Genomic DNA, 24,599 nt, shown 5'->3' with positions numbered 1-24,599 from the left:
AAATACTAAGGCTTCTTACTGTTACGTCTTTCTGTTATGGCTTAAATGATGACAACTCATCAATCATCGCCACAACCATTGCGGAAGATTGCTTGGCGGCGAGAGGAAGGAATTCTTCAAAGGACATACTCGCTTCCCCATCGCCACTATCAGAAATTGCACGAACCACCACAAAAGGTATGTTAAAAGCGTGGCATACTTGGGCAATGGCGGCGGCTTCCATTTCTACCGCTGTTACATCAGCAAAATGTTGTTTAATTTGTGCGAGAGGCTCTCCGCCGTGGATAAAACTATCACCTGAACAAATTAAGCCTTTATGCACTTTTTGCCCTTGCGCAAGTGCCACTTTTTCCGCAAGTGCGGTGAGATTTTCGTCAGAATTAAAACGTGCGGGGCAATTAGGTAGCTGACCTTTGACATAGCCGAATGCGGTAACGTCCGCATCGTGGTGAGCTGTTTGGGTAGAAATCACTACATCGCCTACCTTTAATCCCGTTGCAACCCCACCTGCCGAGCCCGTGTTGATAATCACATCGGGGTTAGCAAGTTGCAACAGCGCAGTGGTTCCCATTGCAGCTGCCACTTTTCCTATACCTGATTGCAATAAGGCAATGTTTTTGCCCTTAATTGTACCTTGATAAATGGTTGCGCCACCAATTTGCGTTGTCGTTTGGTTTTCCATTAGGGCAGATAAATACGCCACTTCTTGTGCCATTGCACCGACAATTCCAATTTTCATCATTGTTTCTCTTGTAATAATTTGTTAATTAAAAAATCTAACACGGCAAAGCTATAATCATCGTTATAAAGGGTGCTTGCGGTAAGCACATAACGGCCATTAATGATGGCATAAGGATAAGTAAATACCCCATATTCTTCCGTCAGTTGAATGGCATCTTTTACTTGTAAACGGACATTAACCGAATGATACAATTTAGTAAATTCTTCTGTATCAATATGTTGTTGTGCAAGCCATTTTAAGAAAGTAGGAAAATGAGCTAATTCGGTATAACGTTTTTTTTCAGAACTTTCAAACAACAATAAATCAGAAACATTCTCTGCATTCATTTGCTGTAAGGTGTAAAAAATATTTGCCGTTAAGTTCGCTTTTGTTGTAGCAACGGGAATCTCCGTGAGTACAATATGATCACGATTGATTTGGCTATATAAATTAAGAATATCCTGCGCCACAGAACAAACACGGCAATCATAATCAAAGAAAAATTGAATTAAAATCTTATGATCAGCACGAGCAGGAATCATTAATGGTTCCTGATAAGAAAAATAATCACGCCCTTCTTCAAATTGGCTGATATGTAACTTAGGCTGTTCAAGGGGTTCAGCCCAACTTATTTGGCTCACACCAAGCATCATAAAGAAAAAAAGTAGCCGCCACATTTTATACACCATCAATCTGCCAATGGCTCAATATAATCCACCAAGAGCTGAATATTACGCTGCCCACGGTATTCATTAACATCTAATTTATAGGCAAGTTTCACTTTTTTTAATGAAAGATCAGGGTAATAACGGGTATCCACGTTAAATGCAATGGCATCGAATAAAGCCCCACCATTGATTGGCTCAACCATCATTTTTAAATGCTTTTCGCCCACTAAACGCTGTTGTAAGAGGTTAAATTCACCATCAAAGACAGGCTCAGGGAAAGCTTGCCCCCAAGGCCCTGATTGCTTGAGTAGCTCTGCCGTATCTAAATTCATAAATTGTGGCTCAAGTTCGCCGTCCGTCCACACGACACCTTGCAGATCTTTCTCATCTAAACATTCCGTTACAACTTCATTAAATAGTCGTTGGAAATCACTAAATTTTTCTTCTTGAATGCTCAGCCCTGCTGCCATTGCGTGTCCGCCAAATTTGATAATCATATCTGGATGGCGAGAATGTAAGCGTTCCAATAAATCGCGAATATGCAATCCTTCAATAGAACGCGCTGAGCCTTTAAGAATGCCTTCCTGATCTTGGGCAAAAGCAATCACGGGGCGATGAAACTGATCTTTTAGTCTTGACGCTAAAATGCCCAGCACACCTTGATGCCAATCTGCTTGATAAAGTACGATACCTGTTGGCAATGGCGGAGTAAGTGCGGTCAATTTTCGGCAAATTTCTAGCGCCTCTAATTTCATTCCTTGTTCAATTTCTTTACGTGTTTGGTTAAGTCCGTCTAACTCTAATGCCAATGCCCGTGCAGAAGGCATATCTTGTGCTAAAAGTAATTCGACCCCGACTGACATATTATCTAACCGACCCGCTGCATTTAAACGAGGCGCGATAGCAAAGCCTAAATCTGACGCACTAAATCGGCTCATATCACGATTAGCCACTTCTGCTAAGGCTTGGATACCGTAGCGACAACGTCCTGCACGAATACGTTGCAAGCCTTGATAAGCGAGAATACGATTATTTTGATCTAATGGCACCACATCGGCAATGGTGCCAAGTGCCACCAAATCAAGCAACTCAGTAAAATTGGGTTGGCTTTTGTTATCAAATATGCCTTGTTCACGTAACTTAGCGCGTAACGCCAACATCACATAAAAAGCAACCCCAACGCCTGCTAAAGATTTAGACGGAAAATCACATTGTGATAAATTGGGATTTACAATGGCATCAGCTTCCGGCAAGGTTTCGCTAGGTAAATGGTGATCGGTTACCACCACTTGTACGCCCTGTGCTTTTAAAAAGGCAACGCCTTCAAAGGAAGAAATGCCATTATCTACGGTGATAAGTACCTCTACCTGTTTTTCCAAAGCTAATTTCGCCACCTCAACACTTAAGCCATAACCTTGTTCAAAACGGTTCGGCACAAGATAATCCACTTGCTGAAAGCCAAGCTGACGTAACGCCACAACGGTTAATGCCGTACTGGTTGCGCCATCTGCATCAAAATCCCCAACGATGACCACCTTTTTTTGCGCTTCCCGAGCCTGTGCCAACACATTTACCGCGTGTTGCATACCAAATAACCTGTGGGGAGAAAGCATTGAATTTAAAGTGCGGTCTAATTGTTGCGAATTTTTTATTTGACGCGCACGATAAAGGCGATCAAGCAAAGGATGATCGCTAATAGGCTGTTCTGAGCTAATAGGACGGCGTTGGATTGTTTTGTTCATATCAAATTAATGGATTTCACTCTCGCTATTTTGGGGGAATACATAGCCCCCAACAAAAAATTTTACCGCGCTTATTCTTCTTGCAACGCGTTTAATAATTCTTTTGGTGGTAAATAGCCCCCAATCAGCTCGCCTGTCGGCGTAACAATGCTAGGCGTACCGCGCACACCAAATTGTACACCAAGCTCATAGTGTTTTTTTACTCTATCGGCATTCTTCAAGGTTTTCGGCAAATTGCCTTTTTCTGCTTCATTTAAGGCATACACAGGATCTTTCGCCTGCCAAATGGCTTCCATTTGTTTTGCCGTGTTATTATTCAATCCACCACGAGGAAACGCAAGGTAACGCACGGTAATGCCTAAATCATTATATTGCTGAATTTGCTGATGCAATAAATGACAATAATGGCAAGTGATATCCATAAATACAGTTACCGCATATTTTTCATTTTTTGCTGGATAAACAATCATTTCATCTTTATAACTGTTTAATTTATCAAGTAAAAATTTTCCTGTTAAATCTACTGGACCTTTATCAGTGAGTTGGTATAGTTGCCCTTGTAGCACATATTTGCCATCTTCAGAGGTATAAAAAATGCCTTCATTACTGATGACTGTTTTAATTCCTGCAAGCGGAGAAGATTTGATCTCCATTTGCGAAATCCCCAATTTTTTTAATTGGCTTTCAATTTGAGCATCGTTAGCCAGCGCATAAGCAGACAAAGTCGCTAACGAAAGTGCGGTAATTATTTTCTTCATTTTTTGTTTCCTGATATTCATTCCTTGCGAACGGCAGATTTTATCACAAGCCCTATTAACAAGCTAATAGGAAAAGGCTTTCAACATAATTGACCTACCAAATTGGGCTAAAATAGCATATAATTCGGCTCTTATATTAAAAAATCATATAGAACTGAATTTATGTTTGAAATTAACCCAATCAAAAATAAAATTGCCGATCTTGCTGAACGTACGGCAACCCTTAGGGGGTATCTTTGACGTTGATAGCAAAATCGAACGTTTAGAAGAAGTCAATGCAGAGCTAGAACAGCCCGATGTATGGAATGAGCCAGAAAAAGCCCAAGCGCTAGGCAAAGAACGTGCGAGCTTAGAGGCGGTGGTTGATACCATTAAACATTTAACACAAGGCTTGGAAGATGTAGAGGGCTTGTTAGAACTTGCCATTGAAGCTGAAGATGAAGACACCTTCAATGAGGCGGTGGCAGAACTAGATGAATTAGAACAAAAATTAGCTACACTTGAGTTTCGCCGTATGTTTAGTGGCGCAAATGATGCGGCAGATTGCTATGTCGATCTTCAAGCAGGCTCTGGCGGAACAGAAGCACAAGACTGGACAGAAATGTTATTACGTATGTATTTACGTTGGGCTGAAAGTAAAGGCTTTAAAACCGAATTGATGGAAGTTTCTGACGGTGATGTCGCGGGGATAAAATCTGCAACGATCCGTGTTTCTGGCGAATATGCTTTCGGCTGGCTTAGAACAGAAACGGGCATTCATCGTCTCGTACGTAAAAGTCCATTTGATTCGAATAATCGTCGTCATACTTCTTTTAGTGCCGCTTTTGTTTATCCTGAAATTGATGACAACATTGATATTGATATCAATCCTGCGGATTTACGCATTGATGTCTATCGCGCCTCTGGTGCTGGCGGACAACACGTGAACAAAACAGAAAGTGCGGTGCGAATTACCCATATTCCAAGTGGTATTGTGGTGCAATGTCAAAATGATCGTTCGCAACATAAGAATAAAGATCAAGCAATGAAACAGCTTAAAGCCAAATTGTACGAACTTGAATTGCAAAAACAAAATGCCGAAAAACAGGCTATGGAGGATAATAAATCCGACATTGGTTGGGGCAGCCAAATTCGTTCTTATGTGCTTGATGATGCACGAATTAAAGATTTACGTACAGGGGTTGAAAACCGCAACACGCAAGCCGTGTTAGATGGTGATTTAGATAAATTTATTGAGGCAAGCTTAAAAGCTGGTTTGTAATCGTTAGATAAAAAATCAAGATCTTTTCTGACATCACCAATGCTCAGGTTTTTCTTATAAAAAAGAAAGAAAAATCTGATTATTCGCAAACCATAGATTGACTAAACGATTTTAACCTTGCCTCATAAAGGGTTGTGTAGATAACAATAAAATTTAAAGGTAAAACAAAATGACAGAACAAACTCAAGAATTAGATTTAAATGGTGAAATGCGAGTTCGCCGTGAAAAATTGGCCGCATTGCGTAAAAAAGGCAATGCGTTTCCCAATACCTTCCGCCGTGATACGCTCGCACAGGATTTGCATCAACAATATGATGAAGTAGAAGGCGAAGCACTAAAAGCTCAAAATGTGGAAGTGAAAGTGGCAGGGCGCATTATGACACGCCGCATTATGGGTAAAGCGACCTTTGTTACCTTGCAAGATATGAGCGGACGCATTCAACTTTATATCGCTCGTGATAATTTGCCAGAAGGCGTCTATGCTGATGATGTCGGTAACTGGGATTTAGGCGATATTGTTGGGGTTAAAGGCACATTATTTAAAACCAAAACCAATGAACTGACCGTTCGCGCCTCAGAAGTACAACTTTTAACCAAAGCACTACGCCCATTACCCGATAAATTCCACGGTTTAGCCGATCAAGAAATGCGTTATCGCCAACGCTACTTAGATCTCATTTCTAATGAAGAATCACGCCGCACTTTTATTATTCGCTCAAAAGTGATTGCTGGAATGCGTGAGTATTTCATCAGTAAAGGCTTTATTGAAGTAGAAACGCCTATGCTACAAGTGATCCCCGGTGGTGCAGCTGCCCGTCCATTTGTTACCCATCACAATGCATTAGATATTGATATGTATCTACGTATTGCCCCAGAGCTTTATTTAAAACGCCTTGTTGTAGGTGGGTTTGAACGTGTATTTGAATTAAATCGTAACTTCCGTAATGAAGGGGTTTCTGTACGTCATAATCCAGAATTTACGATGATCGAATATTATCAAGCCTATGCGGATTACCACGATTTAATGGATAACACCGAAGAATTATTACGCAAACTCGCCCTAGACATTCTCGGCACCACAATTGTTCCTTATGGCGACTATGAATTTGATTTCGGTAAGCCATTCGAGCGTATCACTATGCACGAAGCAATTTTAAAATACGGTGCGGATAAAGGCATTGAGAAAGAAGATCTTTATGATTTCGATCGCGCTAAGGTATTGGCAACCAAACTTGGCATTGAAGTACAAAAATCTTGGGGCTTAGGTTCTATCGTAAACGCAATTTTTGAAGAAGTGGCAGAACATCACTTAATTCAACCGACTTTCTTAATGGCTCATCCAGCGGAAATTTCACCATTAGCACGCCGTAATGATGAAAACCCAGAGGTTACCGATCGTTTTGAATTATTTATTGGTGGACGTGAAATTGGTAACGGTTTCTCAGAATTAAATGATGCCGAAGATCAAGCTGAACGCTTTGATGCACAGGTTGCCGCAAAAGAAGCTGGTGATGACGAAGCGATGTTTAAAGATGACGATTTTGTTACCGCACTTGAACACGGCTTGCCACCAACGGCTGGAGAGGGTCTTGGCATTGACCGTTTAGCAATGCTCTTCGCCAATGCACCATCAATCCGTGATGTAATTCTCTTCCCCGCAATGAAACATAAAGGGTAAAGATAAATTAATAAAGGAAAGATAGCTTAAGGCTGTCTTTTCTTTTTCATAGTGAATAATAAATAATGAACAATTTAACATTAGAACAATTAATCAATCAAAAACTAGATTCTACTAGTATCACCGACTATGCACCGAATGGTTTACAAATACAAGGTAAAGATGAAGTTAAAAAGATCATCACTGGCGTAACAGCAAGCCAAGCGTTAATTGATTATGCGATTAAACAAAATGCCGATGCCATTTTGGTTCATCACGGCTATTTTTGGAAAAGCGAAAATCCTTGTATTCGAGGAATGAAAGGTAAGCGAATCAAGGCATTATTGCAAAATGATATTAATCTTTATGCCTATCATTTACCCCTTGATGTTCACCCTGAACTTGGCAATAACGCGCAACTTGCCGCCTTGCTTGGTATTGAGGATCTCCAACCATTGGAACAAGGAAGATTCAGTATTCCCGTTTACGGGACGTTAAAAACACCAATCAGTGGTGAAGAATTGGCACAACGCATTGAACAGCAATTACAACGCAAACCACTTTTTTGTTTGGAAAATGCACCGCACTTCATTCACACGGTGGGCATTTGTACGGGGGGCGGTCAAGGCTATATTGATCTTGCTGCTCAACAAGGCATTGATGCGTTTATTACGGGTGAAGTTTCGGAGCAAACAATCCATTCAGCGCGAGAACAAGGGATTAATTTCTTCGCAGCTGGGCATCATTGCACTGAGCGTTATGGTGTCAAAGCCTTAGGAGAATGGCTGGCGAAAAACTACGATGTTGATGTGGCGTTCAAAGATATTTACAATCCAGCGTAGTTAATATCAAGGGAACTGTATTCAGTAAGGCAACATTAACGCTAAATCAACGCCAGTAAAAAAGCAAAGTGCGGTGTAAATTTTGCTAAAATTCAGGTCAGCTTTGTATAAGCGCAACTTTTCCCTTATACTAAGCACAATTTTTCACAATACCTAATTCATTAGGTTCATAAAAAGGAATAAAAAATGGGTTTCTTAACAGGTAAACGTATTTTAATTACAGGTTTGGCGAGCAATCGTTCTATCGCTTATGGTATTGCTTCAGCAATGAAACGTGAAGGTGCAGAGCTTGCATTCACTTATTTGAATGACAAATTAAAACCTCGCGTGGAAGAATTTGCCAAAGAATTTGGTTCAGACATTATTCTTCCTCTTGATGTTGCCAGCGATGAAAATATCACCAACTGTTTTACTGAATTAAGTAAACACTGGGAAAAATTTGATGGTTTTGTCCACGCAATCGCATTTGCTCCAGGCGATCAATTAGATGGTGATTATGTTAATGCGGCGACACGTGAAGGCTTTCGCATTGCACACGATATCAGCGCATACAGTTTTGTCGCAATGGCACAAGCAGCACGCCCTATGCTTAACCCAAATTCAGGCTTAGTTACCCTCACCTACTTAGGCGCTGAACGCGCTATTCCAAACTACAATGTGATGTGCTTAGCAAAAGCCTCTCTTGAAGCAAGTACCCGCGTTATGGCAGCCGATCTAGGTAAAGACGGCATCCGTGTCAATGCGATTTCCGCCGGCCCAATTCGCACATTAGCGGCATCCGGCATTAAAAACTTCAAGAAAATGTTGGCAACCTTTGAAAACACTGCGCCATTACGTCGTACAGTAACCATCGAAGATGTAGGTAATTCCGCCGCTTTCTTATGCTCTGATTTAGCTTCTGGAGTAACTGGCGAAGTATTGCACGTTGATGCAGGCTTTAGCATTACTGCAATGAGCGAATTAGGTGCAGAATAAATTTAACCTCGAACAAAATAAGGCAGACCTATAACGTCTGCCTTTTGTCGTTTATTAAGAAGAAATGATATGTTTCAAAATAATCCCCTATTATCTCAATTAAAACAACAAATTCGTGATAGCAAACCTGTCGTTGAAGGTATGGTACGCGGTTCAGACAAAGCATTTGGCTTTTTAGAAACGGACAAAAAAAGCTACTTCATTCCTCCTGCGGCAATGAAAAAAGTGATGCACGGCGATAAAATCAAAGCACGCATTGAAACGGTCGGCGATAAAGAACAAGCCGAACCAGAAGAACTGATCGAGCCAATGCTCACTCGTTTTATCGCTAAAGTGCGGTTCAATAAAGACAAAAAATTGCAAGTCTTGGTGGATCATCCACAAATCAATCAACCTATTGGTGCCAATAAAGTTAAAACGGTTACCGAAGACTTACAAGAAGGCGATTGGGTGGTGGCTGAATTGAAAACCCACCCATTACGCGATGACCGTTTTTTATTTGCTCAAATCACCCAATTTATTTGCTCACAACGTGATGAATTTGCCCCTTGGTGGGTAACCTTAGCGCGCCATCAACAGTCTCGCTACCCTGTTCAGGGACAAGATCATTATGAAATGCTTGATAAACAACTACGTGAGGATTTGACCGCACTTCATTTTGTTACGATTGATAGCGAAAGCACCCAAGATATGGATGATGCGCTTTATATTGAACAGCTTGATGAAAACGGGCAACAAGTCGGCTGGAAATTAGTGGTTGCCATTGCCGATCCTACTGCTTATATTGATGAAAATTCAATCATTGAACAAGAAGCCAAGCAACGCTGTTTCACCAATTACCTTCCGGGTTTTAACATTCCAATGTTGCCGAGAGAGCTTTCAGATGAACTCTGTTCACTGATGGAAAATGAAGTGCGTCCTGCATTAGTTTGTCATATTGAAATTGATTTACAAGGCAATCTCCGTAGCAAACCTCTTTTCCAATCCGCTCAGATCCAGTCAAAAGCGAAATTAGCCTATAATAATGTGTCGGATTACTTAGAACAGCAAGACAATGCTTGGCAACCAAATGACGAAGCCACCAAAAATCAAATCGATCTGCTTCATCAATTTACCTTAGCACGAATCCAATGGCGTAAAACCAATGCTTTGCTATTTAAAGAAAAGCCTGATTACAGCTTTAAATTGGCTGAAAATGGAAAAGTTGAGGCAATCGTTGCCGAATATCGCCGTATTGCCAATCAAATTGTCGAAGAAGCAATGATCCTCGCTAATATCTGTGCGGCGCATTATCTTAATGAAACAGCACAATGTGGTATTTTTAATACCCATTCAGGCTTTGATAGCAAAAACCTAACTTCCGCACAACAGTTTCTCCTTTCTCAGTTAGCAAATGAAGAGAGTGAAGCCGAACTAAAAACACGTTATTCCACTGAAAACCTCGCAACACTTGAGGGCTATTGTCGTATGCGACACGATATTGAACCGATTGAGGGAGATTATCTAGAGCTACGCTTACGCCGCTACCTCACCTTTGCGGAATTTAAAGCAGAATTAGCACCGCACTTTGGTTTAGGGCTAGAAGGTTATGCGACTTGGACATCTCCAATTCGTAAATACTGTGATATGGTGAATCATCGCCTCATCAAAGCAAGCTTAACAACGCAGCAATATCAAAAACCGAGCGACGCAGTACTACAACGCTTACAAGAGGCACGCCGGCAAAATCGTTTGATCGAGCGTGATATTGCGGATTGGCTATACTGCCGTTATTTAGCCGACAAAGTAGAAAGCAAACCGCAATTTGACGCTGAAATTCAAGATGTAATGCGTAGCGGATTGCGTGTGTTATTGTTAGAAAATGGCGCGTCAATGTTTATCCCCGCTTCCACCATTCACAATAATAAGGAAGAAATACAAGTCAACCCTGACGAAATCGCCCTTTATATCAAAGGTGAAAAAGCTTATAAAATCGGCGACAAAATACAAGTGATACTCACCGAAGTGAAAGAAGAAACTCGGAGTATTATTGGGCAGGTCGTGAATTAAGCTTTTGCCCAGAACAAAATAGGCCACCTAAATTTAGACAATACACTAATTTAAGGGTGGCCCATTATTTATCGTAGGGATTTAAATCAAACTATTAATATTAGAATAAGAAACGCGCACCCAATGCTACACGATGGTTTGCTTTTCCTTTTGTGTTCAACACTTTACCATCTTGTGTAACTTTACCTTTACCACCCTCAAGATACACAACAAGGTTTTTATTAAAGCGATGATCTACACCTAACATCCAACCGCGCATTTTTAACGCTTTCGCTGCTGGGTCTGCTTTTTTACCTGTTGCAAAATAGTATTCTCCATAAACAGCATTTTGTGGCGTTGCCATTACTTTTAAGCCCACTAAGAAACGGTTATTTTTATGCAACGTTGCTTTATAACCTGCGACTTTTTGGAAACCAATATTACCACTTTCAACACCTGTTTTAGACACTTTACCAAATGCCCAGTCAAAGCCTAGTGTAACAAGTTTGTTATAGGTAAGATCAAAACCAACACCACCACGTTTAAGTTTGAATTCTTTGGCTTTGGTATTGTCTTCAGATTGAGTTACCGCAGAATAACCCGAACCAAAACGAACATCAAAATCACCAAAGCTATTATCATAGAATACACCTACACCATAGCCTTGACCTTCCTCCGCGTCAGTTGTACCGCTTGAAGTTTGGTTCGCTTTATTCGCTTGTCCAAAGTAATAATCTGCAGCGAAACGGAAACCAGCAAATTTGTTAGACATAAATGTTGCGGCTTTTTTATGCCCATCGAAGAAAATATTACCGCCACCATCATAAGTATAATTTGCTTTAGGGATGTTATCACCTAAGTTTAATTGACGACCAAAGGTTAAAGTACCCACATCATTTTGTTTCACACCAACAAATAAACGATGTGTTCTTAAATTATTTCCAATGGCATCCGCTGCCCCACTACCGCTAGAAAAACGAAGCTCTGCGCCACCAAATACTTGAAAACCCGCCCCGACATCTTGATATGCTCTTACACGCACACGTGAACCAATATCACGTAAATCATTGCGTCGCTCTGAATCATTACGCAATTCAAAGTGCATACGACCATCTAAATCAATTTTTGTTCCTTCTTTTTCATAGATTACAGTGGCATTTGCGGTGGCTGAAACCATTGCTGTTACAGCTAATGCGATAAGTGTCTTTTTCATAATGAACTTCCTTTGTTTAAGGTCTTTTATACCCGACAGAATAAAACCCCAATTTCTATCAATCCGATATTAATTAACCAAAAATAATTTCGGTTGGAAATAATATAGGTAGGTTATTTTTTTCTGTCAAAAACAGGGAACTTTTAAACAAATGAAAAATATGAAATAAAAACATATAGTTAAAACAAATAAGAAAAATATACCAAATGAAAAAATGTGATCTCCGCCTCACTTTTATTAACCGAAATCCGTTTTCTTCTCTGCATATATAAACCTAACATATTGATAAACAAGCAATTAAAGCCACTCCAATTATATTTATAAAACAACATTTCATAAAAAATAAAATAAATAGGTATTTTATTTAATAATGTGCAACAGATCACAATTTATCATCTAATTCAGAAACACAATGCACTATGTTTTGCGACATTCTTCGCCACTCCCCAAAGTACTGAGTTGCTTTCTTTTTACTTTGAAAAACGTCAATAAAAATGACCGCACTTTGATCTTCAAACCAAAGTGCGGTCATTTTTTATGATTTTTCTTAATTAAGCATTTTCTATACTAAATGCAACCACTTCACTGATATTTTTTGCACCAAGTGCAATCATAATTAAACGATCTACGCCTAGGGCTACGCCAGCACAATTTGGCACACCAGCTTGGAGTGCAGCGAGAAAACGCTCATCAAGTTGGCGGATTGGTAAACCTAATTGTTCACGTTGGCGGTTATCTTGTTCAAAACGATGGCGTTGTTCGTTTGCATCAGTAAGTTCATTAAAGCCGTTAGCCAATTCAATGCCTTTATAGTAGAACTCGAAACGCTCTGCCACACGGTGATCTTCTGAGCTAATTTGTGCTAATGCGGCTTGTGTTGCAGGGAAATGATAAATGGCAACGGGGCGTTCTTGTCCAATATTTGGTTCAACCACAGCGCTGAATAAAAATTGTAGCAAGGTATCTCTCTCTTCATTTTCTGCTTGTTCCAGATGATATTCTTTCGCTTTGGCAATTAATTCTTCGCGAGAGGCAGAAAGCGGATCTAGCCCGACATATTCTTGAAAGGCAAATTGATATGTCATACTTTCTGCGGGAGCACAATCTAAAATTTGCTGTAATAAGTCATCCACTTCATTGATAAGACGGTACATATCAAAATGCGGACGATACCATTCCAACATCGTGAACTCTGGGTTATGTTTTGTGCCAGCTTCTTCATTGCGGAACACTTTACAAAGCTGAAAAATCGCCCCACTTCCGGCAGCCAGTAGGCGTTTCATTGGGTATTCTGGGCTAGTTGAGAGCCATAAGGTTTTTGATTGATGTTTAAACGGTGAGGTGAATTCTGTGCTAAAGGTGGCAAGATGCACATCCGTTACACCGAATTCACTTAAAATTGGTGTTTCGACTTCTAGCAATCCTCTGTCAGTAAAAAAGCGACGAATTTCAGCCATAATTTTGGCGCGAGCTAATAAATTTTGAATACTGGCTGTTGGTCGCCATTGTTCATTTTCAGTCATAAAGTGCCTCAGTCAATTCCTTTGTAAGAAAAGTGCGGTTATTTTACCTGAAATTTTTCAACAAGATGAGTTATTTTTACGCAATGTATTCATTCTAAAAGAGAAAAATTCTCATTAAGCTAGAGGATTCTCTCTAACTTTTTTGAGTTAGATCACACTTTGAAGCTTTGCTCGCATTTTTTGATAAAAAAGTCTGATTTATTTTATAAAAGCGTGGCAAAATAAACTCACCCTAATAAATTTCATCTACTTTATATTGGAGGAAATCGTGCAAACTGTTAATGTCGATATTGCAATTGTTGGCGCTGGTGGCGGTGGTTTACGAGCAGCAATTGCAGCAGCACAGGCAAATCCAAACCTTAAAATTGCCTTAGTTTCAAAAGTTTACCCTATGCGTAGCCATACTGTCGCTGCCGAAGGAGGCGCGGCTGCCGTGATCAAGGAAGAAGATTCTTATGAAAAACATTTCCACGATACTGTAGCAGGAGGCGATTGGTTATGTGAACAAGATGTGGTGGAATACTTTGTAGAACATTCCCCTGTTGAGATGACGCAGTTAGAACGCTGGGGCTGTCCTTGGAGTCGTAAACAAGACGGTGATGTGAATGTGCGCCGTTTCGGTGGAATGAAAATTGAACGTACTTGGTTTGCTGCCGACAAAACAGGCTTCCACTTGTTACATACCCTCTTCCAAACTTCAATGCAATTCCCACAAATTCAACGCTTTGACGAACATTTTGTGTTAGATATTCTGGTTGATGATGGTCACGCGCGTGGTATGGTGGCAATGAATATGATGGAAGGCACATTGGTACAAATCAATGCAAATGCGGTGATTATCGCCACTGGTGGCGGTTGCCGTGCGTTCCGCTTTAATACAAATGGCGGTATTGTAACGGGTGATGGATTATCAATGGCATATCGTCACGGTGTGCCATTGCGTGATATGGAGTTTGTGCAATATCACCCAACAGGTTTACCAAATACGGGGATTTTGATGACTGAAGGATGCCGTGGTGAAGGGGGCATTTTAGTCAATAAAGATGGCTATCGCTATTTGCAAGATTATGGTTTAGGCCCTGAAACACCAATTGGTAAACCTGAAAATAAATATATGGAATTAGGTCCGCGTGATAAAGTGTCGCAAGCATTCTGGCAAGAATGGCGTAAAGGCAATACCTTAAAAACGGAAAAAGGGGTAGATGTGGTTCACCTTGATTTACGCCATTTAGGTGAAAAATATTTGCACGAACGTTTACCATTTATTTGTGAACTCGCTAATGCTTATGAAGGCGTTGATCCTGCTAAAGCACCTATTCCCGTGCGTCCTGTTGTGCATTATACAATGGGTGGGATTGAAGTGGATTTCAACAGTGAAACTCGCATTAAAGGTTTATTTGCTGTGGGTGAATGTGCTTCTTCAGGCTTGCATGGGGCGAACCGTTTAGGTTCAAATTCATTAGCGGAACTTGTTGTGCTAGGACGTGTTGCTGGGGAATATGCTGCTCAACGCGCAAGTGAAGCAAGCCCTGCAAACCAAAATGCAGTCAATGCACAAGCACAAGATGTAGTACAACGTTTAGAAGATCTTTATAACCAAGAAGGTACAGAATCTTGGTCACAAATTCGTGATGAGATGGGCGATTCAATGGAAGAAGGTTGCGGTATTTATCGTACTCAAGAAAGTATGCAACAAACAGTTGATAAAATTGCAGAGCTAAAAGAACGTTATAAACGGATTCGTATTGCCGATCGCTCAAGTGTCTTCAACACCAATGTGCTTTATACTGTTGAACTTGGCTATATTTTAGATGTTGCACAATCTATCGCTAATTCGGCGATTGAACGTAAAGAATCTCGTGGTGCTCACCAACGTTTAGACTATACAGAACGTGATGATGTGAATTATTTAAAACACACCTTAGCTTTCTATAATGCAGAAGGTGCGCCTCGCATTGAATATAGCCCAGTAAAAATCACAAAATCTCAACCTGCAAAACGTGTTTATGGTGCGGAAGCAGAAGCTCAAGAAGCAGCTGCAAAAGCTAAGGAGCAAGCAAATGGCTAATCAAGCGATTATGAATGTTGAAGTTCTGCGTTATAACCCAGAGCAAGATAAAGAACCTTATTTAAGAACCTATCAAGTGCCTTATGATAGCCAAACTTCATTGCTTGATGCGCTTGGCTATATTAAAGACAAACTTGAGCCTGAACTGTCTTATCGTTGGTCTTGCCGTATGGCAATTTGTGGTTCTTGCGGAATGATGGTCAATAATAAACCTAAACTTGCCTGTAAAACATTTTTGCGTGATTACAGTGGACATATGCGTATTGAACCGTTGGCTAATTTCCCAATTGAACGGGATCTTGTTGTTGATCTAAGCCACTTTATTGAAAGTCTAGAAAGTATTAAACCTTATATTATTGGTAATGAAGCGCCACCACTAGATGGTAATCCGCATCCATCTGCTGAATTGGCAAAAAGTCGAACCAAACAAACACCCGCACAATTAGAGAAATATCGCCAGTTCTCAATGTGTATTAATTGCGGGCTATGTTATGCAGCTTGCCCACAATTTGGCTTAAATCCTGAATTTGTAGGTCCAGCTGCGATTACACTTGCTCATCGTTATAACCTTGATAACCGTGATCACGGCAAAGCAGAACGGATGAAAATTCTGAATGGGGATAATGGGGTATGGAGCTGCACATTCGTGGGTTACTGCTCAGAAGTTTGTCCAAAACACGTTAATCCAGCCTCCGCTGTTAACCAAGGCAAAATCGAAAGTGCAAAAGATTATGTTTTGGCAATGTTAAAACCACAAAACTAAGGAGGAGTAAAATGACAGCAACCGCAAGCAAACGCAAAAAATATGTGCGTGAAATCACGCCAACTTGGTGGAAAAAGTTAGATTTTTACAAATTTTATGTATTACGCGAAAGCACTGCAGTTCCTACTCTTTGGTTTTGTTTAGAACTATTCTATGGGTTAATCTCTTTAGGAAATGGAACTTTTGCAACCAACTTTATTCATTTTTTACAAAATCCCGTCGTTGTGATATTGAACATCATCACGCTTGGTGCCGTGTTATTAAATAGCTTTACATTTTTTAATATGGCTCCTCAGATGGTAAATATCATTGTAAAAAATGAGCGTATCAATGCGACATTACTTTCTCGCATTTTCTGGGCGATCACTGCATTGGTGAGTATTATTGTCTTAATCTTAGTATAGGAATGAGCATATGAACAAACAAAATCCAAAACGTTCTAATGAACCTGCTGTATGGCTATTATTTGGTGCAGGTGGCGCAATCAGTGCGGTATTCTTTCCCGTTCTTGTACTGATTTTCGGCTTTTTACTCCCTTTTGGGTTAGTTTCGCCAGAAAATATTATTGCATTTGCTGGAACTTGGATCGGAAAATTAATTATTCTTGCCTTATTAATTTTCCCAGCGTGGTGTGGTATTCATCGTGTCCATCTAGGTTTACACGATTTTAAAGTACATATTCCTGCAGCTGGATTTATTTTTTATGGACTTGCCGGATTATTTTCATTACTGACGCTTTTCGCTGTATGGCATATTTAAATTCATTGTGATAGAGAAACAAAAGACCTTTTCGATTGAAAAGGTCTTTTATTATTGCTTGATTTTTTGCTATGTAAGTTTGAAATAAAGCAAGGCAAGTCCATACAGTACTACGCCAATATTTAATGGCTTTATTTTGTCAATGTGACTAACCAACAATTGTGAATGTGTTTATTGCGTTCAAAATCCAGTGGTAAAGTTTTGGCAGAAATTTCTACCGCACTTAATCCGAGTGCAGCCATACCGTCAAAATCCATCTTGAATTTTTGCTTATTGTTAGAAAATACAATTGTGCCATTGGAACGTAAAATCCGTTTTAAATGAGTGAATAATTGAAGATGATCGCGTTGCACGTCCCAGCTGTTTTCCATTCGTTTAGAATTGGAAAAAGTGGGTGGATCAACAAAGATCAGATCAAATTGACGATCGCATTTTTCTAACCATTGTAAACAATCACTTTGAATTAATTTATGCTGTTTACCTTCAATATCATTAAGCATTAAATTTTGTTCTGCCCAGTTCAGATAAGTGTTAGACATATCTACGGTAGTGGTCGATTTCGCCCCCCCTAAGGCAGCGTGAACCGTCGCGGAGCCTGTGTAAGCAAACAAATTTAGAAAGTCTTTGCACTTTGCCATTTCACCCACCATTTTGCGTGTTAAGCGGTGATCTAAAAACAGTCCCGTATCTAAATAATCCGTTAAATTGACCCACAATTTTGCGCCGTATTCTTCAACATAGAAGTAATCCCCTTTGTTCGCCAATTTCTCATATTGATTTGTCCCTTTTTGTTTTTGGCGAACTTTTAACACGAGTTTATTGGTTTCCACGCCTGTTACAGCAAGGGTGGCGGTTACGGCATCAAGCAAACGCTGACGCGCTTTATTCTCATCAATATTTTTCGGTGCTGCGTATTCTTGCACCACAATATGCTCGACATAACGATCCACGGCAATATTATATTCTGGCAGATCCGCATCATATAAGCGATAAGCGTTAATGCCTTGCTGTTTTGCCCATTTTTCGATTTTCTTGATATTTTTTTGTAAGCGATTGGCGAAGTCTTGTGCAACGCCTTGATGTTGAGGGAAAAATTCTTGCAGATTTTGTACCGCACTTTCTTGTTGGGCAGTTTCAGCAATTTGATAATTTTTCTGTACGCAATCTAGTGGGCCATTTTTTGCTTTAAACTGACGGTGAGAACGTAAGCGTAGGCAATCAAGTAATGCAGGTTCACCACTAAAAACGGAGGCATTCCAACCGCCAAATTGCTGTTTTAAACGTTGCCCAAACACGGAGTAAAGCGCAATTAATGCTGGTGTTGTCCCTAAACGCTCACCATAAGGTGGGTTGCAAATAAGCGTGCCTTTTTCTTCCGTTGGATTTTTTAGTGCGGCAATATCCCCTTGTTTCCATTGAATTAAATGAGCAACACCTGCATTTTGGGCATTTCGTTGTGCTTTTTGTAATACACGGTGATCTAAATCAAAACCATAGAAATGGGGCTGAGCTTGTTGTGAACCTTGTTGGGCAAGGGCAATGGCTTCCTCTTTCACTTTTTCCCAAGCTTGCGGATTATGCCCTTTCCAGAAATCAAAACCCCAATGTAAGCGGTGTAACTGCGGTGCAATTTTGGCTTCCATTTGGGCGGCTTCAATGAGCAATGTGCCTGAACCACACATTGGATCAATCAAAGGTGTGCCTTGTTGCCAACCTGAACGTAATACAATGGCTGCGGCTAAGGTTTCACGTAATGGTGCTGCCCCTGTATCTTCACGATAGCCACGCAAATGTAAGGCATTGCCACTGAGATCAAGAGAAAGAATAAAATCGTCACGATTTAAATAGGCGTGAATGCGAATATCAGGGTTGTCTTTATCCACACTTGGGCGCGCTCTGCCTTGTCGTTCAAAATAATCGACAATGCCATCTTTCACGCGCATTGCACCAAATTGCGTATGACGAATTTCACGGTTAGTGCCATTAAAATCCACAACAAATTGGCAACGCTCATCAAAAATATCTAACCAATTTTGCCCAATTACCGTAGAGTAAAGATCTAAATCGCTATAAATTTTACTTTGTACCAAAGGCAGTAAAATACGTGAGCTGAGCCTTGACCATAAGAGCGTGCGGTAAAGGGTTTCCTCGTCAGATAAATAATGCACGCCTCCCTGTGCGATTTGACATTCTTGTGCGCCAAGTTCGAGGAGTTCGGTTTTTAATAATTCTTCAAAGCCACGCGCGGTGGTGGCAAATAATTTTTTCATCATAAATTCATTGATACTTTCAAAGCGTAATGGGCAGATTATAGCAAAGCCAGTAAGTGCGGTCGATTTTAATTCTGTTTTTTATCTAAAAGAAAGAGCGAACAAGGCGTTCGCTCTGAGTAGGAAGGTAATTTATTTTAAACAGCGATAATAACTATCAGCAGTATATTGTAAGAAATTCGCATAAGAATCTTTACCTAATGATACCGCATCGCCCATCGGATCTAAACGCCCCACATTAACGCCCGTCGATTTATGTAATGTTTCAATCACTTTTGGCGTAAATTGTGGCTCTGCAAATAAGCAACCGACTTTATGTTCTTCAATTTCTTCTTTGATATGAGCCAATTTTTTCGCACCCGGAGCAACTAATGGATTAATCGTAAATGCCCCCACCTGATTTAAGCCGTAAGCCTTATTAAAATAGGTGTAAGCATCATGGAAAACATAAAATCCTTTTTTCTGTACGGGGGCAAGTTGTTGTTTAATTTTTTCATTTTTCGCCGTTAAAGTGCGGTCGAATTGTGCAAGATTTTGCTCAATAAGTGCTTTTTTATCAGGATATTGTTGAATTAATTTTGCCGCAAAATCTTTTGCCACAACTTGGCTAATTTGTGGCGAATACCAAATATGCCAGTTTGTTTCTAAATGGGCATTTTCATCGTTATCATGATGATGTTCATGTTCATGCACATCGTTATGTTTGTGATGATCACTGTCGGCGGTATGTTCGTGATCGTGTTCATGCTCATGTTCGTGTTCTTCGCCGTCATGATGGTGGTGATGGTGATGGTGTTCACCTTTTTCTAGCATATCCGCTGTAATGTCAGGTAATGTTGCGATAGTAACCACTTTCTCTGGATCAATATATTTTTTCAAGGAAGAGGCTAGAAAGGCATCCGCATCTTCGCCAACCCATAAAACAAGATTAGCCGCTTTTAATTTCTGCACATCTGATGGCTTCAAATTATAGTCGTGGGGAGAGGCACCAGCTGGAACTAATACTTGCGTATCTGTTACCCCGTCGGCAATGGAAGAGGCAATAAATCCTAATGGTTTAATGGAAGTAACCACACTTGCAGAAGCTAGTGTAGAGAAAGAAAGCAATGCGGCTGCAATGGCAGTCTGTTTAAAAAACGGGTTTAACTTCGTCATATATACTCCTATTATCAAGAATGATTATCATAATTCGATGACTTAGCTTAGATCGTTTTGTTAAAAATAGCTATCTTTTTTTTTATTAAAAAATAAGATAGCTATTTTATAGATGCCAATAATTTTTCAATCACACGGGATACCGCAAAAAAGCCAAAGGTAGCAGTAATCATTGTTGCCGCGCCAAAGCCATTGGCGCAGTTCATTGTGGCAGAAACCGCACAATTTCCATCTTGTTGTGGGAAAATCAATGGTTGCGTGGAAAACACGCAATCTACGCCAAATTTCCGTTTAGGATTTTGACTAAAATGAAAATCTTTACGTAAAATTGACCGCACTTTTGCTGCGAGAGGATCTTGAATTGTTCGACTTAAATCGGCAATTTGAATCTGGCTTGGATCGGTCTGTCCGCCCGCACCACCAACAGTGATAATTTTAATTTTCTGCCGTTTACAATAAGCAATAAGTGCTGCCTTGGTTTTGACGCTATCAATGGCATCAATCACATAATCGTAATCCGCGGTGATATAATCCGCTAAATTCTCGCTAGAAAGAAAGTCATCAATAATATGTACTTGGCAATCTGGGTTAATTAAAGCAACACGTTCTGCCATCACTTCTGTTTTTAGCTTGCCGATATTGCCTGAAATAGCGTGAATTTGGCGATTAATATTGGTAACACAAATATCGTCCATATCAATCATTGTGATCTTGCCAATGCCGGAGCGAGCAAGCGCCTCAACAGCCCAAGAACCGACCCCGCCAATGCCGATCACGCAAATATGTGCTTGGCGTAAACGTTGTAAGGCAGCAGGGCGATAAAGTCGCCCAATGCCACCGAAACGCTGTTCATAATTATCTATGCGTTCACTCATTATTGTAATAACCACACACGTCCGTAATGTTTGGATAAGCCTGCGATATGCCCTGCGTCATCACCGATGCCACGATATAAATCAAAATGTTGTCCTTTTACCGCTCCTCCGACATCTAACGCAATCATCAAATGCAGTTTATGCTCTCCCGTCCATCTACCTTGTTTATCTATTTGTGGGACTTCGACTAAAACGATAGAACCAGAAGGAATAACAGAACGATCAGAGGCAATCGACGCCATTGGCACAAGTGGCACGCCCGCCGAGCCTTTTACTTTGCCAGTTGGATCATTTTTAAAATACACATAAGAAGGATTACGTTCTAGCAAGGCTTGTAAGCGAGAAGGATTGGCTTTCGCCCAGTCCTTAATAGCTTGAATAGACATTTTTTCTTTGGCGATTTCACCGTCTTCCACTAATAAACGACCAACTGCCACATAATCTAAGCCATTTTGCCCAGCATAAGCGAAATAATTTAATTCACCGTGACCAAAATCCACATAACCACTACCTTGAACACCAAGTAGGAAGTTGTCGATCATCGAATCGCTATAAGCTAATTCTAAGCCTTTCCCCTTTAGTGCGCCTGCATAAATTTGCGCACGGCTTACACGTTTTTGTGAAGGGCTTGGCATTGCATAAATTGGTTGATTATATTTGCCTTGCGGTGTGCGACGAGCGTGGATTACTGGGGAATAATATCCTGTCATTAAGACATTTTGATAACCATCTTGCCCCTTCATTATCATTGGGTGAATACCAAAATTTGCTAATTCATTCACATTAGCGCCAGATAACACCCAATTCGTTACTTTACCGTAACTCACCGCAAATTTATTGGTTAAGCGAGAAGAATATTGACGTACATTAGAAAGTTGAGTTAAAAAATCCCCTTGATTTATTACCGCACTTTGATTTTCTACTGCGGAAACAGGCATTAAGAATTGTTGCTGATAAGTACGTCCATCATATTTCGCCCCAAAGATTTTCGGATCTGCCAAGTGATTACTTGAATTTGCCATTTTGTTGGAATGATTAGAACTTGAACAAGCCGAAAGCACCGCAATCGCTAAAAGTGCGGTGCATTTTTTGAAAATTTTTGCTGACATTCGCAATGGATTCCTTAATAAAATAATTCGCAATGAAACGGCGTAAAATAACAAAAAATCACTTAAAGTGATAGCGATTTTTATATTCTTTCTTCTTTTGATAAAAAACGTGCGGCAGAAATTTTGTACATTTTGCGTTGAAAGACAGCAAATTGCCGATTTTTATATCAGTTAACACATTTTTTTAGGATTAAGGCTTGCATTACAAATAAAATCGCGTATAGTACGCTCCCACAGACGCGGGGTGGAGCAGCTTGGTAGCTCGTCGGGCTCATAACCCGAAGGTCGTTGGTTCAAATCCAGCCCCCGCAACCAAATGCTTAACCGTCGATTTTATCGGCGGTTTTTTTATTTCGCTTTTCCTTAATTTTTTTCAACCAGATGATTTAGAAATAATTTTCATAAAAAAACACCGCGCTTTTTGTTGCGGTGTTTCTGTTAAAAAGCATTACGCAATGATACTGACGTTTTCGGCTTTTTTTCCTCTTTTATCATCAACAATATCAAACGCGACGGCTTGACCTTCTTTTAAGGTGCGAAATCCATTTGATTGAATTGCTGAGAAATGCACAAACACTTCTTCGCCACCTTCTGATTGTAAAAAACCAAACCCTTTTGCTTCATTGAACCATTTTACGGTTCCATTATTTCTAGACATTTCAAATCCTAAGTTAAATCTAATCTTAGATAACGTAATAATATTATGATGATAAAATAAAAAACTTTAAATATAGCCACAGATTATTAATTGTTATCTCTACTGCTTAAAAAAGCAGTTGTCATACTAACAGCATCGCGATGAAATAGCACCTTTTATTTGCAATAAATCCAATTTATTTTTTAATTGGCTAATTTATTGAGTAATTTTTGATGAATACCTCCAAAACTACCATTTGACATTACTAAAATATGATCGCTTGGTTTTGCCTCTGCTACAATCATATCAACCAATTTGTCTAAATTGCCAGTCCAGCTAGCTGGTTGGACGCATTGGTTTGCGATTTCTACCACATCCCATGGAATGTTATCTGGCTGCAATAAAAAAATATGATCGGCACGAACCAGTGCTGGCGCGAGTTCATCTTTATGTACGCCCATTTTCATTGTATTAGAGCGCGGTTCTAATACCGCCAAAATCCGCACTCCACCGCCAACTTTATCGCGAAGTGCAGTTAGTGTAGCAAGAATTTCTGCGGGGTGATGGGCGAAATCGTCATAAACACTAATGCCATTAACTTCCCCTTTGAGTTCTAAGCGGCGTTTTGCATTAATAAAACTCGCTAAAGCGCTACAAGCATTTTCAATGGATACGCCTGCGTGATAAGCTGCGGCAATCGCCATTAATGCATTATGCATATTATGCTGACCAACAATATTCCATTTCACTTCTGCGACTTTTTCACCAAAATGATACACCGAAAATTCGGTGCAATCATTGGTAATACGTTCCGCATACCATTCTTGGTTTTCTCCTAAAAATTGTTGTTCAGACCAACAGCCCATTTCCAGAGTTTCTTTTACGCTTTGTTCGTTGGCGAAAGAGAGAATACGACCGCTTGCTGGAATGGTGCGAATCATATGATGAAATTGGCGCTGGATCGCTTTTAGATCATCAAAAATATCGGCGTGGTCAAAGCCGATATTATTAATAATTAATGTTTTTGGTGCGTAATGAATAAATTTAGAACGTTTATCAAAAAATGCCGTATCATATTCATCGGCTTCAATCACAAAATAAGGGCTTTGTCCTAGACGCGCTGAAGTGCCAAAATTGCCCGCGATACCACCGATTAAAAAGCCCGGGTTTAACCCGTTTTTCTCTAAAATCCAAGTGAGCATGCCGGTTGTTGTCGTTTTGCCGTGCGTACCTGAAACAGCAAGCACCCAGCGATCACGTAATAAATTATCATGTAACCATTGTGGGCCTGAGGTATAAGGCAAACCATTCTCAAGCACATATTCTACGCAAGGATTGCCCCGTTTCATTGCATTTCCAATTAAAACTAAATCTGGCGCTGGCTCAAGCTGAGCGGGATCGTAATTGGGAATAATGTCAATCTGATTTTCCTGCAAAAAGGTACTCATTGGTGGATATACATTAACATCTGAGCCCGTTACTTTATATCCCATTTGTTTGGCAATAATTGCCACACCGCCCATAAAAGTGCCGCAAATTCCAAGAATATGAATATGTTTTTGTGTCATTTTTTTA

The 24,599-nt window shown here is 40.1% G+C and carries 21 protein-coding genes and 1 tRNA gene; 10 read left to right on the top strand and 12 right to left on the bottom strand.

The genetic code is table 11. The annotated features are described in order from the left end of the window. Positions 1-34: 34 nt before the first annotated feature. From L4F91_RS03390 to dsbC, 4 genes are all read right to left on the bottom strand, one after another. Positions 35-739, bottom strand: coding sequence for a 5'-methylthioadenosine/adenosylhomocysteine nucleosidase (locus L4F91_RS03390; protein WP_250364547.1), 705 nt, complete (start codon positions 737-739; stop codon positions 35-37). Continuing rightward, entirely contained in the window at positions 739-1,398 is a 660-nt protein-coding gene (locus tag L4F91_RS03385; RefSeq protein WP_250350629.1) for a thiol:disulfide interchange protein DsbA/DsbL, read from the bottom strand. The genes L4F91_RS03390 and L4F91_RS03385 overlap by 1 nt, the downstream gene beginning before the upstream one ends. Positions 1,399-1,409: 11 nt before the next feature. After that, a complete protein-coding gene (gene recJ / locus L4F91_RS03380) occupies positions 1,410-3,131 on the bottom strand; it encodes a single-stranded-DNA-specific exonuclease RecJ (RefSeq protein WP_395897263.1) in 1,722 nt (573 codons plus the stop codon). A gap of 71 nt (positions 3,132-3,202) precedes the next feature. Further along, complete coding sequence (gene dsbC / locus L4F91_RS03375) at positions 3,203-3,889, bottom strand: bifunctional protein-disulfide isomerase/oxidoreductase DsbC (RefSeq protein WP_395897261.1); 687 nt, start codon at positions 3,887-3,889, stop codon at positions 3,203-3,205. 162 nt (positions 3,890-4,051) lie between these two features. Between dsbC and prfB the strand changes: the two genes are divergently transcribed. From prfB to rnb, 5 genes are all read left to right on the top strand, one after another. Beyond that, a protein-coding gene (prfB, locus tag L4F91_RS03370) for a peptide chain release factor 2 (RefSeq protein ID WP_250364313.1) occupies positions 4,052-5,150 on the top strand; the annotation gives its coding sequence in 2 pieces (ribosomal slippage) (positions 4,052-4,126 and positions 4,128-5,150; 1,098 coding nt in all). A 169-nt stretch (positions 5,151-5,319) separates the two neighbouring features. Continuing rightward, complete coding sequence (gene lysS / locus L4F91_RS03365; RefSeq protein WP_250350633.1) at positions 5,320-6,828, top strand: lysine--tRNA ligase; 1,509 nt, start codon at positions 5,320-5,322, stop codon at positions 6,826-6,828. A gap of 65 nt (positions 6,829-6,893) precedes the next feature. Then, a complete protein-coding gene (locus L4F91_RS03360) occupies positions 6,894-7,649 on the top strand; it encodes a Nif3-like dinuclear metal center hexameric protein (protein ID WP_250350634.1) in 756 nt (251 codons plus the stop codon). Between the two features lie 186 nt (positions 7,650-7,835). Next, entirely contained in the window at positions 7,836-8,624 is a 789-nt protein-coding gene (locus L4F91_RS03355; protein WP_250350635.1) for an SDR family oxidoreductase, read from the top strand. A gap of 69 nt (positions 8,625-8,693) precedes the next feature. Next, positions 8,694-10,673: an exoribonuclease II gene (rnb, locus tag L4F91_RS03350; protein ID WP_250350636.1), complete on the top strand. Its 1,980-nt coding sequence runs from the start codon at positions 8,694-8,696 to the stop codon at positions 10,671-10,673. A gap of 100 nt (positions 10,674-10,773) precedes the next feature. Here rnb and L4F91_RS03345 read toward each other — a convergent pair whose 3' ends face one another. After that, positions 10,774-11,865, bottom strand: a complete 1,092-nt coding sequence (locus L4F91_RS03345) for a porin (RefSeq protein ID WP_395897257.1) — start codon at positions 11,863-11,865, stop codon at positions 10,774-10,776. Between the two features lie 551 nt (positions 11,866-12,416). After that, positions 12,417-13,388 (bottom strand): elongation factor P--(R)-beta-lysine ligase, encoded by a 972-nt coding sequence (gene epmA / locus L4F91_RS03340; RefSeq protein ID WP_250350638.1) that lies wholly within the window; start codon positions 13,386-13,388, stop codon positions 12,417-12,419. A gap of 268 nt (positions 13,389-13,656) precedes the next feature. On the opposite strand from epmA, the gene frdA reads away from it, so the two are divergent. The 4 genes from frdA to frdD are packed head-to-tail and all read left to right on the top strand — an operon-like array spanning position 13,657 to position 16,978. Then, a complete protein-coding gene (frdA, locus tag L4F91_RS03335) occupies positions 13,657-15,456 on the top strand; it encodes a fumarate reductase (quinol) flavoprotein subunit (RefSeq protein ID WP_250350639.1) in 1,800 nt (599 codons plus the stop codon). Then, complete coding sequence (locus L4F91_RS03330; protein ID WP_250350640.1) at positions 15,449-16,219, top strand: succinate dehydrogenase/fumarate reductase iron-sulfur subunit; 771 nt, start codon at positions 15,449-15,451, stop codon at positions 16,217-16,219. Before frdA ends, L4F91_RS03330 begins: the two co-directional genes overlap by 8 nt. 11 nt (positions 16,220-16,230) lie before the next feature. Beyond that, positions 16,231-16,623 carry a fumarate reductase subunit FrdC gene (gene frdC, locus L4F91_RS03325; protein ID WP_250350641.1) on the top strand — a complete coding sequence of 131 codons (393 nt, stop codon included), beginning with the start codon at positions 16,231-16,233 and terminating at the stop codon, positions 16,621-16,623. Between the two features lie 10 nt (positions 16,624-16,633). Beyond that, positions 16,634-16,978: a fumarate reductase subunit FrdD gene (gene frdD, locus L4F91_RS03320; RefSeq protein ID WP_250350642.1), complete on the top strand. Its 345-nt coding sequence runs from the start codon at positions 16,634-16,636 to the stop codon at positions 16,976-16,978. Positions 16,979-17,109: 131 nt separating this feature from the next. Here frdD and rlmKL read toward each other — a convergent pair whose 3' ends face one another. The 4 genes from rlmKL to mltA all read right to left on the bottom strand — a co-directional run bounded on the left by rlmKL (position 17,110) and on the right by mltA (position 22,387). After that, positions 17,110-19,248 carry a bifunctional 23S rRNA (guanine(2069)-N(7))-methyltransferase RlmK/23S rRNA (guanine(2445)-N(2))-methyltransferase RlmL gene (gene rlmKL / locus L4F91_RS03315; RefSeq protein WP_250351714.1) on the bottom strand — a complete coding sequence of 713 codons (2,139 nt, stop codon included), beginning with the start codon at positions 19,246-19,248 and terminating at the stop codon, positions 17,110-17,112. Positions 19,249-19,380: 132 nt separating this feature from the next. Continuing rightward, entirely contained in the window at positions 19,381-20,403 is a 1,023-nt protein-coding gene (znuA, locus tag L4F91_RS03310; RefSeq protein WP_395897253.1) for a zinc ABC transporter substrate-binding protein ZnuA, read from the bottom strand. A gap of 101 nt (positions 20,404-20,504) precedes the next feature. Next, positions 20,505-21,278: a tRNA cyclic N6-threonylcarbamoyladenosine(37) synthase TcdA gene (gene tcdA / locus L4F91_RS03305; RefSeq protein WP_250364305.1), complete on the bottom strand. Its 774-nt coding sequence runs from the start codon at positions 21,276-21,278 to the stop codon at positions 20,505-20,507. Next, the gene (gene mltA / locus L4F91_RS03300; RefSeq protein WP_395897251.1) at positions 21,278-22,387 is read right to left on the bottom strand and encodes a murein transglycosylase A; all 1,110 of its coding nucleotides are present in this window, start codon (positions 22,385-22,387) and stop codon (positions 21,278-21,280) included. The genes tcdA and mltA overlap by 1 nt, the downstream gene beginning before the upstream one ends. 238 nt (positions 22,388-22,625) lie before the next feature. Here mltA and L4F91_RS03295 point away from each other — a divergent pair. Then, positions 22,626-22,702 (top strand) — tRNA-Met (locus L4F91_RS03295). 133 nt (positions 22,703-22,835) lie between these two features. On the opposite strand, the gene L4F91_RS03290 is transcribed toward L4F91_RS03295, so the two are convergent. Continuing rightward, positions 22,836-23,045: a cold-shock protein gene (locus L4F91_RS03290; RefSeq protein WP_250350646.1), complete on the bottom strand. Its 210-nt coding sequence runs from the start codon at positions 23,043-23,045 to the stop codon at positions 22,836-22,838. Positions 23,046-23,227: 182 nt separating this feature from the next. Beyond that, positions 23,228-24,592 carry a UDP-N-acetylmuramate:L-alanyl-gamma-D-glutamyl-meso-diaminopimelate ligase gene (gene mpl, locus L4F91_RS03285; RefSeq protein WP_250364303.1) on the bottom strand — a complete coding sequence of 455 codons (1,365 nt, stop codon included), beginning with the start codon at positions 24,590-24,592 and terminating at the stop codon, positions 23,228-23,230. Positions 24,593-24,599 lie beyond the last annotated feature (7 nt).

Origin of the sequence: Avibacterium sp. 20-126 (genome assembly GCF_044358625.1) — a bacterium.
In the GTDB taxonomy this organism is placed as follows: Bacteria; Pseudomonadota; Gammaproteobacteria; order Enterobacterales; family Pasteurellaceae; genus Avibacterium.
The sequence above is the reverse complement of the archived record's forward strand: the minus strand, read 5'-3'. Positions and strand labels throughout refer to the sequence as shown.

What these genes read in the sequence shown, in the direction of transcription:
- L4F91_RS03390 (WP_250364547.1), bottom strand. Translation starts at nt 739, where the DNA reads ATGAAAATTGGAATTGTCGGTGCAATGGCACAAGAAGTGGCGTATTTA.
- L4F91_RS03385 (WP_250350629.1), bottom strand. Translation starts at nt 1,398, where the DNA reads ATGTGGCGGCTACTTTTTTTCTTTATGATGCTTGGTGTGAGCCAAATA.
- recJ (WP_395897263.1), bottom strand. Translation starts at nt 3,131, where the DNA reads ATGAACAAAACAATCCAACGCCGTCCTATTAGCTCAGAACAGCCTATT.
- dsbC (WP_395897261.1), bottom strand. Translation starts at nt 3,889, where the DNA reads ATGAAGAAAATAATTACCGCACTTTCGTTAGCGACTTTGTCTGCTTAT.
- lysS (WP_250350633.1), top strand. Translation starts at nt 5,320, where the DNA reads ATGACAGAACAAACTCAAGAATTAGATTTAAATGGTGAAATGCGAGTT.
- L4F91_RS03360 (WP_250350634.1), top strand. Translation starts at nt 6,894, where the DNA reads ATGAACAATTTAACATTAGAACAATTAATCAATCAAAAACTAGATTCT.
- L4F91_RS03355 (WP_250350635.1), top strand. Translation starts at nt 7,836, where the DNA reads ATGGGTTTCTTAACAGGTAAACGTATTTTAATTACAGGTTTGGCGAGC.
- rnb (WP_250350636.1), top strand. Translation starts at nt 8,694, where the DNA reads ATGTTTCAAAATAATCCCCTATTATCTCAATTAAAACAACAAATTCGT.
- L4F91_RS03345 (WP_395897257.1), bottom strand. Translation starts at nt 11,865, where the DNA reads ATGAAAAAGACACTTATCGCATTAGCTGTAACAGCAATGGTTTCAGCC.
- epmA (WP_250350638.1), bottom strand. Translation starts at nt 13,388, where the DNA reads ATGACTGAAAATGAACAATGGCGACCAACAGCCAGTATTCAAAATTTA.
- L4F91_RS03330 (WP_250350640.1), top strand. Translation starts at nt 15,449, where the DNA reads ATGGCTAATCAAGCGATTATGAATGTTGAAGTTCTGCGTTATAACCCA.
- frdC (WP_250350641.1), top strand. Translation starts at nt 16,231, where the DNA reads ATGACAGCAACCGCAAGCAAACGCAAAAAATATGTGCGTGAAATCACG.
- frdD (WP_250350642.1), top strand. Translation starts at nt 16,634, where the DNA reads ATGAACAAACAAAATCCAAAACGTTCTAATGAACCTGCTGTATGGCTA.
- rlmKL (WP_250351714.1), bottom strand. Translation starts at nt 19,248, where the DNA reads ATGAAAAAATTATTTGCCACCACCGCGCGTGGCTTTGAAGAATTATTA.
- znuA (WP_395897253.1), bottom strand. Translation starts at nt 20,403, where the DNA reads ATGACGAAGTTAAACCCGTTTTTTAAACAGACTGCCATTGCAGCCGCA.
- tcdA (WP_250364305.1), bottom strand. Translation starts at nt 21,278, where the DNA reads ATGAGTGAACGCATAGATAATTATGAACAGCGTTTCGGTGGCATTGGG.
- mltA (WP_395897251.1), bottom strand. Translation starts at nt 22,387, where the DNA reads ATGTCAGCAAAAATTTTCAAAAAATGCACCGCACTTTTAGCGATTGCG.
- L4F91_RS03290 (WP_250350646.1), bottom strand. Translation starts at nt 23,045, where the DNA reads ATGTCTAGAAATAATGGAACCGTAAAATGGTTCAATGAAGCAAAAGGG.
- mpl (WP_250364303.1), bottom strand. Translation starts at nt 24,592, where the DNA reads ATGACACAAAAACATATTCATATTCTTGGAATTTGCGGCACTTTTATG.